Annotated in this window: 17 protein-coding genes; 7 read left to right on the top strand and 10 right to left on the bottom strand. The window is 63.8% G+C overall.

All coding sequences use genetic code 11. The annotated features are described in order from the left end of the window. Positions 1-177: 177 nt before the first annotated feature. A complete protein-coding gene (locus EFL26_RS24395; RefSeq protein WP_183408311.1) occupies positions 178-330 on the bottom strand; it encodes a hypothetical protein in 153 nt (50 codons plus the stop codon). Between the two features lie 472 nt (positions 331-802). On the opposite strand from EFL26_RS24395, the gene EFL26_RS21465 reads away from it, so the two are divergent. After that, positions 803-1,180 (top strand): hypothetical protein, encoded by a 378-nt coding sequence (locus EFL26_RS21465; protein ID WP_123224960.1) that lies wholly within the window; start codon positions 803-805, stop codon positions 1,178-1,180. Here EFL26_RS21465 and EFL26_RS21470 read toward each other — a convergent pair. Together EFL26_RS21470 and EFL26_RS21475 are read right to left on the bottom strand one after the other, a co-directional pair. Then, positions 1,177-2,013 (bottom strand): HNH endonuclease, encoded by an 837-nt coding sequence (locus EFL26_RS21470; RefSeq protein WP_123224961.1) that lies wholly within the window; start codon positions 2,011-2,013, stop codon positions 1,177-1,179. The two genes, EFL26_RS21465 and EFL26_RS21470, sit on opposite strands and share 4 nt — an antisense overlap. 166 nt (positions 2,014-2,179) lie before the next feature. Next, positions 2,180-2,416 carry a hypothetical protein gene (locus EFL26_RS21475; RefSeq protein ID WP_148046797.1) on the bottom strand — a complete coding sequence of 79 codons (237 nt, stop codon included), beginning with the start codon at positions 2,414-2,416 and terminating at the stop codon, positions 2,180-2,182. A 393-nt stretch (positions 2,417-2,809) separates the two neighbouring features. Here EFL26_RS21475 and EFL26_RS21480 point away from each other — a divergent pair, with 393 nt between their 5' ends. Continuing rightward, entirely contained in the window at positions 2,810-3,823 is a 1,014-nt protein-coding gene (locus EFL26_RS21480) for a DUF4238 domain-containing protein (RefSeq protein WP_183408312.1), read from the top strand. Positions 3,824-3,911: 88 nt separating this feature from the next. Further along, the gene (locus tag EFL26_RS21485) at positions 3,912-4,184 is read left to right on the top strand and encodes a hypothetical protein (RefSeq protein WP_123224964.1); all 273 of its coding nucleotides are present in this window, start codon (positions 3,912-3,914) and stop codon (positions 4,182-4,184) included. 72 nt (positions 4,185-4,256) lie between these two features. Here EFL26_RS21485 and EFL26_RS21490 read toward each other — a convergent pair whose 3' ends face one another. The 5 genes from EFL26_RS21490 to EFL26_RS21510 form a co-directional block, all read right to left on the bottom strand. Continuing rightward, complete coding sequence (locus EFL26_RS21490; protein ID WP_123224965.1) at positions 4,257-4,586, bottom strand: hypothetical protein; 330 nt, start codon at positions 4,584-4,586, stop codon at positions 4,257-4,259. Positions 4,587-5,314: 728 nt separating this feature from the next. Beyond that, the gene (locus EFL26_RS21495; protein ID WP_123224966.1) at positions 5,315-5,971 is read right to left on the bottom strand and encodes a hypothetical protein; all 657 of its coding nucleotides are present in this window, start codon (positions 5,969-5,971) and stop codon (positions 5,315-5,317) included. Further along, positions 5,968-6,936: an SIR2 family NAD-dependent protein deacylase gene (locus EFL26_RS21500; RefSeq protein ID WP_123224967.1), complete on the bottom strand. Its 969-nt coding sequence runs from the start codon at positions 6,934-6,936 to the stop codon at positions 5,968-5,970. The genes EFL26_RS21495 and EFL26_RS21500 overlap by 4 nt, the downstream gene beginning before the upstream one ends. 288 nt (positions 6,937-7,224) lie before the next feature. Next, on the bottom strand, positions 7,225-7,812 hold the full coding sequence (locus EFL26_RS21505) for a PIN domain-containing protein (protein ID WP_123225141.1): 588 nt from the start codon (positions 7,810-7,812) through the stop codon (positions 7,225-7,227). 82 nt (positions 7,813-7,894) lie between these two features. Next, entirely contained in the window at positions 7,895-8,431 is a 537-nt protein-coding gene (locus tag EFL26_RS21510; RefSeq protein WP_123224968.1) for a helix-turn-helix domain-containing protein, read from the bottom strand. Positions 8,432-8,528: 97 nt separating this feature from the next. On the opposite strand from EFL26_RS21510, the gene EFL26_RS21515 reads away from it, so the two are divergent. Genes EFL26_RS21515 through EFL26_RS21525 form a run of 4 tightly spaced genes read left to right on the top strand, consistent with a single transcriptional unit; the run spans position 8,529 to position 11,164 of the window. Next, entirely contained in the window at positions 8,529-9,683 is a 1,155-nt protein-coding gene (locus EFL26_RS21515; protein ID WP_123224969.1) for a nucleotidyltransferase domain-containing protein, read from the top strand. Position 9,684: 1 nt separating this feature from the next. After that, complete coding sequence (locus tag EFL26_RS24400) at positions 9,685-10,101, top strand: type II CBASS E2 protein (RefSeq protein ID WP_183408313.1); 417 nt, start codon at positions 9,685-9,687, stop codon at positions 10,099-10,101. Between the two features lie 59 nt (positions 10,102-10,160). Further along, positions 10,161-10,616, top strand: a complete 456-nt coding sequence (locus tag EFL26_RS21520) for a helix-turn-helix domain-containing protein (RefSeq protein WP_183408314.1) — start codon at positions 10,161-10,163, stop codon at positions 10,614-10,616. Positions 10,617-10,618: 2 nt separating this feature from the next. Beyond that, complete coding sequence (locus EFL26_RS21525; RefSeq protein ID WP_123224971.1) at positions 10,619-11,164, top strand: ImmA/IrrE family metallo-endopeptidase; 546 nt, start codon at positions 10,619-10,621, stop codon at positions 11,162-11,164. On the opposite strand, the gene EFL26_RS21530 is transcribed toward EFL26_RS21525, so the two are convergent. Further along, the gene (locus EFL26_RS21530) at positions 11,139-11,663 is read right to left on the bottom strand and encodes an SLATT domain-containing protein (protein WP_183408315.1); all 525 of its coding nucleotides are present in this window, start codon (positions 11,661-11,663) and stop codon (positions 11,139-11,141) included. The genes EFL26_RS21525 and EFL26_RS21530 overlap by 26 nt on opposite strands. Positions 11,664-11,801: 138 nt before the next feature. After that, on the bottom strand, positions 11,802-12,806 hold the full coding sequence (locus EFL26_RS21535; RefSeq protein WP_123224973.1) for a site-specific integrase: 1,005 nt from the start codon (positions 12,804-12,806) through the stop codon (positions 11,802-11,804). Between the last annotated feature and the right edge of the window lie 91 nt (positions 12,807-12,897).

Consider the following 12,897-nt stretch of genomic DNA (forward strand, 5'->3'; position numbering starts at 1 on the left):
TACTCGGCAGTTCACGCACCATGGGCTCCGTGATCGCCGAGGAGCGGTGCTCCAATCCGGACTGTCCGACGAACGACTCGGATCTGGCGCCAATCGCGGAGGGCGAAGCGTTCTGGCACCGCGGGCCACGCGGGACGGAGCCGGACGAAGCCGGACGAAGCCGGACGGAGCCGATTCTCAGCCGCCCTTGCCTCGTCGCCGGAACGGCGCGAACGGATGCAGGTCGCGCAGGTTCACGCCGTCGGGGTCCTTCAAGACCTTCACGAGCGCAACCAGGTAGTAAGCGCCGAACACAAGCGGTAGTCCGGCGTGGACAAAGAGAGTCGACACGGGTGACCTCCAGGAACCCTGGGCCGGTCCCGGATCCGGCCCGAGCTGCTGGGACCGAAAGAAGTGACGTCTCGCCGGTGGTGTCAGGTGCTGCTCAGCGGGGGAACTGGTCCGGGCCAGCTATGTCCGCTGTCCTGCCCTCTCGACCCTCGGGGCCTCAAGTAGTTGGAGCCTCTGGCCCCGTCCGTCCTGCCGCGCCCTCGGGGCTTGGACAGGTCGTAGGTGTTGCACCGAGATTTACCGGATCTCGTAGCCGTAGTGCCCATGTCGGGCGGGTTACTCCGTCGCGGAGCTGGCCATGTCGGCCGAGTCTGAATCTGTGCAAGTCCCGTCGCGGAACCGTCGGCCATCGCGGCCTTCTGGAACGACGATACCGGGTGCCTCCGACCAAACAGGGAAACCTTCACCGGCTTTTCGGCCGCGCGGACAATGGGTGCCTGAACGGTCGGCACGTCATGGCATCGTCGTGGCCATGACCGACTTCAAGCTCAGCGCTGCGACCGTCGACCTGGACCCCGCGAAGGGCCGGCTCCTGCTTACATACCGCCTGTCGGGGCAGGAGCCCACGAACGGTCACTGGCTCGTATCCACCACCCTCGTCGGTGGACCGGACGGGCCTATCCAGCAGTTCGGGTTCAAGTTGGTCGACGGCGATGTGGTCTCAGTGTTCCTCTTCGATCACGTGAATGCCGGCCAGAAGAACTACACGCAGAACCCACAACGGGTCGGCGACAAGTGGACCGTCTCATTCCCCGCCGAAGACGTCGCGGTCGCACCAGGAGCCCAGTGGCGCGCCGACCTCGATGTCGACGGCACCGAGCGCGGCCACATCGAAGGTCACCTGAACTAGCTCCCTGGGTTCTGCTGCTCTCGAAGGTCGACCGGAACACCCTCGGGGTACAGCAGCGATGGGGCCCTCGCCAGGGCCCGCCACCTGTCATAGGAGCCAAGGTCGGGGCCGATCAGGTTAATAGCGAGCTCCAACCCGAAGATGCTCATCGCGAAAAACGCACTCTCCCGGTCATCTGGGATGAGCAGATCCATCTCCCACACCCGCTGGTCATCGGGAAGGTTCTCCTCGAACAGATGGTCGGCGTCGTAGATCCTTTCGACGCGTACACCCCAGTGCTTCGGACCCTCGCCGTATCTGGCGAACCTGCGACACGGCTCAAGCTCGGGAGCACCGAAAATCGACTCAAGGCCCTCGGGGAAGTCCAGGTTTCGGTGCACCAGATGCTCCAAGCCGGCTTTGGCAAGGAACCGGGCGACATCTCTGGTCGGGTCAGGCCTATCTGGGCTCGGGAACGAAGCACACGTCGGCCACGCTCCTGGGTTCTTCGTCAGCCATGCGGCATCGGTTGCGCTCACGTCGAGTGAGAACGGGATCTTCAGGGCCGGGTGCCGTTCCAACCTGCCGGGTATCCCGTTTCCCAGGACCACATCCATGCCCGGGATCCGCCCGCGCTTGTTCTGCACACCCTCCAGGTGACGAAGCGCAAGGATGGCCGGCGAGTTCAGGAACGGACCTTCAACCTTCCGGGCGAAGTAGTTATTGCACCGGTCGCAGACCAATCCAGGGGGAAGAACGAGGGTGGTGTTTCCAAGCGACTCCGGCACGATGTGCTCGACGCTGACCGACGTACTTGAGTCCTGCAAGCAGAACAAGCAAACGCGACTTTCCATGCTCGCCTCCTCCAGTCGCCGGGTAGGTGACCTAGCCGACCCTAGGAGCAACCTCCGGCGCCACTGGTTTCCGACGAGGACGTGCGCCCTGTCCACCGCGCGGAGGCCGTCGCTGCCAGGGAGGACGGCCGAGCTTTGCGTCCAAACGGCACCCGGATCCGGCTACTTACCGGAAGTCGGATGGTGACGGACAGCGACGTATTGCCTTCACCCAGCGCGGGTCAAGTTCGTCCAGATACTCGACCCGAACGATGGTGTAGTTCTTCGACACCATGTGCAGGGAGGTCTGGGCGGGGAAGATCCCGCGCTTGCCTGGCACTCCCCAAGCATCCGCAGAGTAGGGAGTGTCAAACGCCTTGTCGTAGTCGTAGCCCGATGCGTTCTCGTCGAACCAGATGGCCACGTGCTCAGGGTGTCCGCGGCCCGACCACAACTGCTTCCAGCTCGGTTTGAGCCACTCTGCCAGCGGCGCTTGCACATTCATTTTCGACAGGTCCAATGTTTGTCCTCTCTCAGTGGGTGGGTCGAGGACTCTACGCCTGGCTCCGTGACGTGGACGTACGAATTCGCACCAAGCCGTAGCCTCTTCATCGCCAGGAACCGTCGAGCGACACTACAGGCGCGGACGGGCGAACGTTGGCACCTTTGACTCGTTGCTTCAGCCAGGTTCGCGAGCGTGGTGAGCTGCATTTCCATCGGCACCGCAAGGTTGGTCCCGTCAGGCCGACGGGTTCAGCCGCCGGCAATGAGGAACGGTCCTCGACATCGGTCGGGCCTCCCAGGGCACGATAGGAAGGTGACCGCACGCCACCACCTCGTCCCGCAGTTCTACCTGCGCAACTTTGCTGACGGCAACGGACAGGTCGCCCTGGTCGATCGCGATGACCCGGAACGAGTGATTCTGAACGCAGTTCGCAAAGCTTGCTCAGAAGTCGGCTTCTACCGTATCGAGACTGAGGTTCTGGCGCGCGAGGAAGACCGCGTCAGTCACGATCCAGAGTCAGTTGAGCAGCACCTGAGCATGTTCGAACAGTCGGCCGCTCCTGCGATCTACAAGCTCCTCCGGACGGCATTCGCGGACTTCACCCGCGACGACTGGTTCCACATGATCAACTTCATCGCCTTGCAAACTGTCCGCGGGCATCGGTGGCGAGAAGATTTCAACGCCCTTGCGACGCAGGCCATGCGCGTACATCTTGGAGCGACCGTCACTGACGAGACCATTGCCCAGTGGCTGCGCGACGAGGGCCGACCTGTCCACCCGACCGCCATCTCGGACTACCGGGAACAGATGGTCGGTCCCGACCGCCCGAGGCTGATCGCCCCGGACGCGGTTCACATTCAGGAGGGCTTCAAGCTCGCGCTCGGCGATCTCGGTGAGCGGCTGGCTGATGACATGCGATGGTCATTGATCGCCAGCGATAGCGTCCAGATCCTGACCTCGGACGAGCCAGTTTGTTGGTGGGCCGCTGGTAACACTCCGGTGGGCTACGGCTCGGCCCAGGTGGTGTGGTTGCCCCTTAACCCGCGTGTGGTACTCCAACTAATGGACGCTGATGTCACCACCGAAGACCTTGGGCTGCCGTCTCCGAGCACACCCAGCGGGCGAGACGAACTGTGCCGCTTCATCAACAGCCAAGTCGGCGGCCAGGCGCACCGGTGGATCGTGCACCGACCCGGCGATCGGCCCCTCGACGACGTCATCCTGGCTCCGCGCACCGCATGGGGCGACGAACTGGTCAGTGTCGAGGAAACGGGCAACACCCGGCGGGAGATCTGGGTGCATCGTCGGCTTCCTGCTGTCACATAGCCCATGGTTCCGAGATAGTTGTGTACCGGGCCGACCAGCGGCCTGATCATCAACGCGCGACAAGACCAACCCGAAGGAGCGCCGGCGAATGATCTTGCTCATCAGCTACGACCTGCTCGGCCACGAGCGCCCGAGTGCATACGAGGCCGTCAAGGAAGTGATTGAGGGAAGCGCCAACTCCTGGAAGAAGCCGCTCTACTCGCAATGGTTCGTTGAGACCACCGACACCGTCGAGACTTGGAGCGAGCGCCTCAAGGAGGTCATGGACAAGGGCGACAAGTTGCTCGTCATCAAGGTCCAGGCGCCCTACCAGGGTTGGCTCCCAAAGGAGATCTGGCCTTGGCTCAAGGAGCGGGTGTAGCTGCGGCGCTCGCGTCCCCAGGCAGGTGAATTCCTAGATGCTTCCTCGACGGTCATGAGGATGCCTGGCCTGCTAGTGCGAGTGCGCTTGGCACTCCTTCAGGTGACCATGCATCGCCGCCCTGATCGCTCGAACGCCCTCCATATGCTGAAGGCCAAGACCGCCGAAGATCTGACAGCCACACCAGAGCCGGTGGTCCCCCGGTTCTCCGGCACCACGTTGGTAGATCTCCACGATGCCTTGCGGCTGTGATGCATCCGTGGCCCAGACGTCGTTGTGCGCGAAGTATCTGGCTTGCCGGTTGTTGACGGCGGCAACTGCGTACAGGGTGCCGTGATAGTCGACGGTGTTGTTCGAGAACCCGGCGCCGCTCGGATACAGGTGATAGATCTTGTTCGCCATGCCGTTCACTCCCCTGGTAGGAACCTCCATCCTCGCCGTCCGGCGCGAGGTCCGCTGAACCTCTAGCCTCCAAGGGTGACCTCGTTGACCGCTTCCGGACTTGATGCGCTGAGCATCCTGAGCGCATGTGTTGGACTTGCCGGCGGCGTTCTTGGCATTGCGTCCTGGTTTCAAACACGATCCGATCGCAAGGCTCGCCGCGCCCTCGTGCACGTACCCGATGAGACGCTGCCCCTCCTGAAGGAGCTCATCGAGGTGTCGTTGCCCTTGGAGCGACAAGCCAGGAGCCCAGAGTGGATCGCGGAGAACGTACTCCCCCTCAAGGGGCGTTGGGATGCACTAGCGCATGTCGCTACTGCAGCACGCCGAGGCGACGCGTACGACTTTGGATCCGTTGGGCTACCACTCGCCGAGCTGTGCCTGTGTCTTGATCGGGAGGGCCGCGTCCGTGAGAACGCGGAATGGCTGGCCGAAGCCCAATCGATGCAAGGCAATGCGGCCCGCAATCTCACAGATTCCGCGACTGCTCTGCATCACCGACTGACTGGAACGAAGCCGAGCAGGTCGCGTCGGCGGCCAGCGCGAAACGACGGTTCCGACGAATCGCCGCACAGTTAGAACCGAGTGCCGAGCCGAGTGCCGCCTGTCGGAGTGATCGGCCAGGCGTTGGTTTCGTTGGACCACGTAATCAACCGTGACGTGGGGACCGCTGCTTCCAGCGTTCTGGCCTAGTTCGGCGCGCCGTCGACTTGCTGGACTCTGGGAGCGTGCGCGTTCATGACCGTCAGGCTCGTCGTGTACTCCGATCGAGCCCGGTTGATGTTGAGGTCTTGGACCAGCGCAGCGATGACTCGGTCATGAGCCTGCTTGACGGTCAGTAGCTCGACAGCCGGGATGGCCTCGTGCTCACGTTTGGTGAACATGGCGTCCCAAGCGCTGTCCCACGCGATGTCGCTGCGGCACCACGCTTGCCTGCGGCGGTAGGCGTTGCTGCGGATTCGAGCATCAGCGCCCCACATGCCAAACGTCGCGAAGCAGACTGCGCCAAAGGCTTCGTACGCTTCGCGAACGGGCTCGCTGAAGAGCGGGATGGCGCAGTAGAACTCCGTATCGAGGCGGCGTTTCGTCGCGATCAGCTCGGGAGGGGATACATCACGCCAGGTGCCGATGAACATGAGGTAGCACATGACCAAGTTCAGGTCAGGCACGAGCTTCTTGTAGTAGTCGAGCCTGGCGCGCAACAATTCTTCGTTGCGGGACTGGCGGCGGGCGAAGACGTACGCTGCCACCGCCACCACGATCGGCGTGGCAATCGCACCAATGGCCGTCAGCCAATCGACGAATCGCGTGGGTTCAGCACCCGTCGCCGCCGCAAGCGTGATCACGACGTGCGAGTCTCAGGCTCGGCGAACGTAGGACTCAGTCGAGATAGGAACTGTGGCAACTGGTTCCAACCGTCGAGCCAGATTGTGTTGATGTCCATCGACATCAGGTAGCGCTGCTTCACAGGGTCACGTCGGGCCTGGACGGTGTACGACGCCGGGACGTTCATCTCGTAGACCATGCGAATGTCGTCATAGAGCAATCCAAAGTTCGGGTCGCTGAGGCTGAAGCCGACGAACAGGAACGAGGTCTCGGCCATTTCGCTCCGGAGATGGTTCAGCATCTCCTTGCGTTCGATCCTTGCCCGCGCATAGTCGTTGCGGGTGAGCACGATCGTGGCGGGCTGATCGATCGAACCATGCAGCTTGACCAGGTGCCTGGCGGGTTGCTCAGCACGGCGAGCAATGAACTGCTCCTCAGAGATGCTGACCCTGATCGGAGTGCCCGCTTGCAGGTAGGCCAACTCGATGAGTTCGTCGTAGTTCGTGGTGAACAGCAGCGGCAGGTCAAGCTCAATGAGTGCCCGATGACTTTGCGTCACCTCAATGAATGGCTGGCGGTCGATGCTGAACTGTGCCAGCAGGAACTCACGGTAGTTGGCCTCCCCAACCGTCTGCCTGAAGAGCTGAGCGCAGTCCAGCGGCCCTTCCTCCAAGAAGAACTTCGCCAGTGACTCGTGCTCGCTGCTATCGGAATGATGAACCAACTCTCGATGCATGCGGCTGACCAGCCAGGGCCACGATGGCAATGGCAATCCATCATCATTGCTGGACCACTCGGAGTGCGGGTGATCGAAAGGCGGCCACGGCCGGTACTTCTCGTTGTCGAAGTACTGGCGACTCTTGATCCGAGCCGCGCCATAGGACACCCCGGCGCCCAAAAAGACCAGCACGCGCCCACCACCTGCCAGCGCAGCTCTCAGACGAACCATCAGGTCGGCATTGCCAGCGTCTTGGTGCCAAGTCATGCGCTGAAGCGTGGCATGAGCAGGACCCGTGCGCCACGATCAACGCCTGTATGCGAGTGGTACGTCCACCAAGCCACGGCTTATGGGAAGCACATTGCGGACGAGATCCTGAGCCACTTCGATACCGCCTTGAGTCCCACGCCGGCGCACCCTGCCCCGGGGCTAGCTGGCAGTCGCCGCGACCCGAACCCGACGATCGAATGTCTGACTGAGTGACGGCTACGCCTGGATGGTGACGCGCCTCGGACCGAGCGGCGAAACGTTGACCTGTAGCTTGTGGCTCGGCATCTAGGCCCCGGCCTCATCGAGCGCGTCGGCGAGTAAGTCCGCGAGCTCGTTCATCGAGTACCGCACCACGAGAAGTTCGAGAACTTCGCGCGGAGTGTGAGGCGTCAATTCGTGACGTCTCGAGATCGCGATCAGCGCCCGTACTGCTGCCTCGGGGTTGACGTCGGCGGTGTTCTCGGCGAACTCGCGGCCAGTGATCACGTTGATGTGCGAAGGAACTTTCGCGGCCGGGAAGTGTTTGAGATTGTCGGTGACTATCGCACCAGCGTTTCCGACAACCGCCGCGGCCAGCACGTGTTCATCGTCTGGGTCCGGCAGACCGTAGGTTCCATCCAGGCCTTCCCAGCCGGTGACGAGCGCATCGTCGAAAGCACTTCGCATCTGCGTGACCAGGAAGTCGGCTTTGATCAAGGCCTCGCCTGGATCGGTCCCCCGATCGATCAGCTTGTACTGCTCGTGAAGGTGGAGCTCCTCAAGAATCGCCTCGCTCCACAGCGGTCGGTACAGACCTTCGATCCCGAGGGATAGCAGGAAGTCTCGTTGCAGGCTCGGCCACAGCACGTTGGTGTCGAGGAGGGCGGCGAACACGGCGTCCATCCTCGCAGTTCAGGACGGACGCCGTGCACGGTTGCCGAGCTTGGCGAGTCGAGCCGCTCCGTCGCGCAGCCGATCAGGCAGTCGAGGAACGTCGCCGGGCAGCCGCTTCGGCTCGGACACGACGCAGACGTGCCTCAAGTACTTCAGGGTCCTCAAGGTCGGCGTCATAGTCAGCCGAGGTAGCCATCAGGGCTTCGTATTGCTGTTCGCGGCGCTGTTCGCGGTACTTCAGCAGGTCGTCGAGCTTCACCATTCGGCGCCGCTTTCCTGCGACCTCGCCTGGAAGCACCCCGTCGTCGATCAATCTCACGACAGTGGGCCGACTGACACCGAGGAGATCCGCCGCCTGTTGCGTCGTCAGCAGCTTGCTGTGCGGGGCCACCGTGACGGCCTTGCCGGCCTTCATGGCCTGTAGGACCTGCAGCAGAACGGCATGAACCGCCGCAGGCATCTCGACGTGATCGCCCTCGTCGGCACCGGCCAGGAAATACCGCGGCTCGGGGCGCGCGCCGCGTGTCATCTCGTGCGCGCTCAGGAAACTCAACAGTTCGGCGACTTCTTCGGCCGGCTCCGGCAGGTAGGTCTGCTGCTCCATCACCTGTGCAGTCATTGCGATCACTCTCCTTTAACGAAAGAAGCGTAACTGATTTCGTTTCTTTCGTAAAGTCTCTCCGCCTTCGGTGTACCGCGTTTGGTACACTCGTATCATGACGCTGCTCCAGAACTCCCGTGGACTCGGCTCCTTGAACTCGATGCTCGGTGACGGCCTCCGCTCGCTGGACATCACCGAGGCCGAGCACGGCACCGCGGTCCGCCACTACACCGCGCTCGGCGAGACCTTCAGCGATCACTGGGATCTCACCCGTGGCGACAACGTGATCACTCCCCAGGGCTCCTTCGCGCTCGGCACGGTGGTGCGCAACATCCATCGCAACGACGAGATCGATCTCGACGCGGTGGCGATCCGCGACATCGACAAGACCAGCATCTCCCAGGCCGAGCTGAAGACGGATGCAGGTATCCCGGTGGCCACCTACGCACGCTCCTCATCCAGCGGCTACCCGACAGTCACCGAGTGTGAGCGTTGTTGGACGCTCCACTGGGCGAACATGCACCTGGACCTGCTGCCCGCGATCCCGAACCGGGAGCCACTGGAGAGCGGCATCCTCATCACGGACAAAGAGGTTCGCGAGTGGCTGCGGTCCGACCCCACCGGCTACGCGGACTGGTTCCGTGCTCAGATGCGGGAGGCGCTCACGGCGGCCCTCGAGGCAAAGAGCATGCAGATCGACGAGGTGCCGGAGTGGCAGATCAAGACCACCCTTCAGCAGACCGTGCAGGCGCTCAAGCGCCACCGCGACATCTACTTCTCCGACCATCTTGAGGACCGGCCGGCCTCGATCATCCTCACCACGCTTGCCGCACGCGCCTACACCGGTGGTGACGACCTGTACGAGGTGCTGCGATCGGTGACGAACCAGATGCGATTCCTGATGGAGCACCGCAACGGCACGTGGTGGCTGGCGAACCCGGTACGTCAGGAGGAGAACTTCGCTGACAGCTGGGCCAAGCACCCCGAGCGCGCCGAGTGGTTCTTCCGCTGGGCCGAGGATGTTGCGAACGACTTCGACGGACTCGGCGTGAAGTCTGGCCTCGACCACACCGTTCCACTCCTCGCATCGGCGTTCGGCGATCGGGTGGCCAAGGCCGCGAGCTTCGGGTACGCCAGCGCAGTGAACAACGCACGGTCGACGCAGCAGCTGCACGTTGCTTCCGGCGGGACGCTGGTAGCAGCGGCTACGGCCGCCGAGACCAGCAGGAAGGCTCGGAGCCATGGGTTCGCGGGTGGGTCGACGAACTGAGTTGAACCTCGCGATGCAGGCGATCGCGTTGCGACGCCTGATGCCCGAGGGCAGCACTCGCCTGAGGCCCGGCCGGCTCGTCTGGACCGGCCGGGTGCAGCCAACTGCCGATACGAGCCGCTACCACCTACGCATCGAGCTGAAGCAGAACCAGACGCCGACGGTCTGGGTGCTCGCTCCTGCACTCAAGCCCAACGTCGAAGGCCTCCTCCCCCATGTGTGGAGCAACGGGAGCCTGTGCGTCAGCCAACGGCATGACTGGGCGCCAACTATGTACCTGACCGACACGTTCTTGCCATGGGCCTGCGAGTGGCTCACCTTCTACGAGCTCTGGCTCGCCACCGACATCTGGTACGGGGACGGAGTCGACCGTCTCGATGCCGAGTCGCAGGCCAGAATCCTCCATCCGTACAGCTAGCATCCACGGAAGGCACTATCCATTTGGGTGCCCGGCTGTGTGCACTTCAAGGGGTCGAAATGAGTGACGAAAGACTGCAGCCTGCGCTTGGAGTTGCTCTCCGTGCCGAAAGACGCCGCCGTCACCAATCCCTGCGTGATCTGGCGGCGGAGATCGGAGTCAGCTTCAACACCCTCTCCCGCGTCGAGCGAGGGCACGTGCCCGAGCTGCGCAACTACGAACGCATCGTGAACTGGTTAAGCGCACCCGGCCAGGGGCTGTTCGAGGCTCCCGGCCAGAGGCCATCAACGCCCGAGTTGATTGCGCGACACCTCTACACCGACGGCCGACTGGACGCCACCGCAGCCAACAAGATGATGGCGCTCATCCAGGACATGTACACCGAGCTCGCGGCACCCAGTCCTGCCTTCGCAGTCCACCTTCGATCAAGCCAGACTTTTCTGCCCGAGGTCGGCACGCTGTTGGCGAGCGCACTTGAGGACATGCACCAGTCGCTCGTCGAGGAAGCCATCTAGCAGTGCGTCGTGGTTTCAAGGCCGAGGCCGAGCGCCTTGGCGAGCAGGTTCGTGACGAGCTCGGTCTCGGAAAGACCGATGCGCTGCCACTTGATCGTCTCGCTGCAGAGCGGGGCGCCGAACTGCGTTCTGCCGGTGACCTGATCGACGTCGCCCGACTGGCAGAGATCGATCGTCTTCAGCCCGGTGCGTTCTCGGCCTGTACCTTCGAGATCGGCGATCGGAAGGTCATCGTGTGGAATCCGCTTGCCAGCCCGGGGCGACGGACGAGTGACATCGCACATGAGCTCTCGCACGTGCTGCTCAAGCACGCCGTCAAGGAAGTGCACACGATCGGAGAACTCACGTTCTTCGGCTGCGACCCAGATGAGGAGCAGGAGGCGAACTGGCTCGCCGGTTGCCTGCTGCTGCCGCGCAAGTTGCTCGTCGCAACGCTCCGCGCCGGTGCGACTGCCGCGGACATCGCGGAGCGCTACGAGGTGAGTCTGCAGATGGCGAACTATCGCATCAGCGCGACGGGGGTCATGCGCCAGGTCGCCCGTCGTTAGGCCCGTTCCCTGCCTGGTATTCGAAGTGGCCGGACTTGATCTTGCGACTGCCTCTCCAGAACGCAAAGGGACTGGTTGTCGGGGCGTCGGCGAGTAGAGCCTGCTTCTCGGCAGTGAAGGTCCGCGCTAGCTCACGAAGCTGGCCGTCGGCGAGCTGCGACTCCTCGTGGGCATCGAGCAGACGGGCCTGTCGGATGCGAAACCGGAGGTCGCCGAGCTGACGGGCTGCGTCCACGTGCCGCGCTGCCGCCGCCTCGGGTTTGAGGAAGGTCACCAGCGCCGCGGCGACGGTTGCCACGATCGACAGTGCGGCTGCAAGCGTCGAACGGTCTTTGAAGGCGCTGGCCGCGGTGGCACCGGAGGCGACCGCTGCCGTCACGCCGAGTAGGTAGTGGAGAGCGCGGAAGTGTTCCGCGGCTGCGAAGTGCGCCTTCTCGGTGTACAGGAGATCTTCTTCCAGACGCTCGAACTCCGCGACGACCTCGTCCTTCAAGCCCATCCGTTCCCTCCGCTGTTGCGACCGACATGACGCACGTGCCGACATAGACGCTACCGGCTGGGATCTGCGGCTTTCGCAGGCGTCGAAGAGTACGGTCGCGGAGCTGCCCGGTCCACGGAGCGCAGACCCAGCAGCACGTCATAGGCCGAGGTTGCGGCTTGAGGTGGTGGCCAGGGCTTCGAGGGGCCGGATGTAGCGGTTGACGAGGACGGAGAGGTCTTTGTGCCGGGTTTGGGCCGCGATCCGGGCGAGGGGAACGCCGCCGAGGGCGGCGGTGGTGGCGTGTCCGGCGCGCAGGGAGTGGGCGGTGATGCGTTCGGCGTCGAGGCCGGCTTCCTTGGCGCGCCTGCGGAGGATGCGGCTCACGGATTCTCCGGCGAGGGCTTCGAGGCTGATCTGGCTGCGGTAGAAGCGGGTGAACAGCGGTCCGGGCTGGTGGCCGCGGAGCTTGCGCCAGGCAGCCATCGCCGCGACCGGGTCTGTGGTCGGGTTCTTGCCACGGGCTATCGCGACGATCTGGCCGTGGCCTTCTTGGTCGGTCTTCGACTTGCGGATGGTGACCAATACGCCGTCGGGTTCCTCGCGGACGTCGGGCAGGTCGAGTCCGATGATTTCGGAGCGGCGCATGGCGGAGGCGTAGCCGAGCAGGATGATCGCGGCGTCGCGGATCCCGGGCGGGGTGGTGCGGTCGAGGTGGTCGAGGATCTGGCGGATGTCGTCGGTGGACAGTGGCCGGGCGAGTTGTCGGGGCGCGGTGCCGTAGGTGCGGCGCAGGCCGAGGCGGACCTGGCGCACGGTCTCGGAGGCGACCGGGTCGGGTAGGTCGTGCATCCGGTGGACGTGTCGGATCGCGGTGCAGGCCCCGTCGAGGCTGACCACGGCGATCCCGGCTTCGGCGCGTTCGGTCAGGTAGGCACAGAGTGCTGCCGGGTCGCCCGGCAGCGAGGCGAGCCCGCGGCCGGCGCACCAGCGGGCCCACTGGCCCCAGGTGTAGGCGTAGATCTTGCGGGTGGACTCGGTGCGTGCGGCCGCGATGGCCTCAGCGATCCGATCGGCGTCGTCTGAGGTCAGGCCGTTCGGCAGTGCCGCCGGCAGCGGGGCTGGCGGGTTCCTTGGCAGGAGGTACAGCGGTGATGTCGTCATCTCCGTCGTATAGCGGCGCAGCTGTTCAGAGAGCCAGCCGTCGCGACTCACCGGCGCGGATCAGCCCGCGCTCCAGGTAGCAAAATTCTGA

The organism is Nocardioides pocheonensis, assembly GCF_003725535.1.
Taxonomy (GTDB): domain Bacteria; phylum Actinomycetota; class Actinomycetes; order Propionibacteriales; family Nocardioidaceae; genus Marmoricola; species Marmoricola pocheonensis.

Bases quoted from the DNA above. Each gene is read 5' to 3' on its own strand.
- EFL26_RS21465 (WP_123224960.1), top strand. From the start codon at position 803: ATGACCGACTTCAAGCTCAGCGCTGCGACCGTCGACCTGGACCCCGCG.
- EFL26_RS21520 (WP_183408314.1), top strand. From the start codon at position 10,161: ATGAGTGACGAAAGACTGCAGCCTGCGCTTGGAGTTGCTCTCCGTGCC.
- EFL26_RS21535 (WP_123224973.1), bottom strand. From the start codon at position 12,806: ATGACGACATCACCGCTGTACCTCCTGCCAAGGAACCCGCCAGCCCCG.
- EFL26_RS21470 (WP_123224961.1), bottom strand. From the start codon at position 2,013: ATGGAAAGTCGCGTTTGCTTGTTCTGCTTGCAGGACTCAAGTACGTCG.
- EFL26_RS21515 (WP_123224969.1), top strand. From the start codon at position 8,529: ATGACGCTGCTCCAGAACTCCCGTGGACTCGGCTCCTTGAACTCGATG.
- EFL26_RS21530 (WP_183408315.1), bottom strand. From the start codon at position 11,663: ATGGGCTTGAAGGACGAGGTCGTCGCGGAGTTCGAGCGTCTGGAAGAA.
- EFL26_RS21510 (WP_123224968.1), bottom strand. From the start codon at position 8,431: ATGACTGCACAGGTGATGGAGCAGCAGACCTACCTGCCGGAGCCGGCC.
- EFL26_RS21490 (WP_123224965.1), bottom strand. From the start codon at position 4,586: ATGGCGAACAAGATCTATCACCTGTATCCGAGCGGCGCCGGGTTCTCG.
- EFL26_RS21500 (WP_123224967.1), bottom strand. From the start codon at position 6,936: ATGACTTGGCACCAAGACGCTGGCAATGCCGACCTGATGGTTCGTCTG.
- EFL26_RS21485 (WP_123224964.1), top strand. From the start codon at position 3,912: ATGATCTTGCTCATCAGCTACGACCTGCTCGGCCACGAGCGCCCGAGT.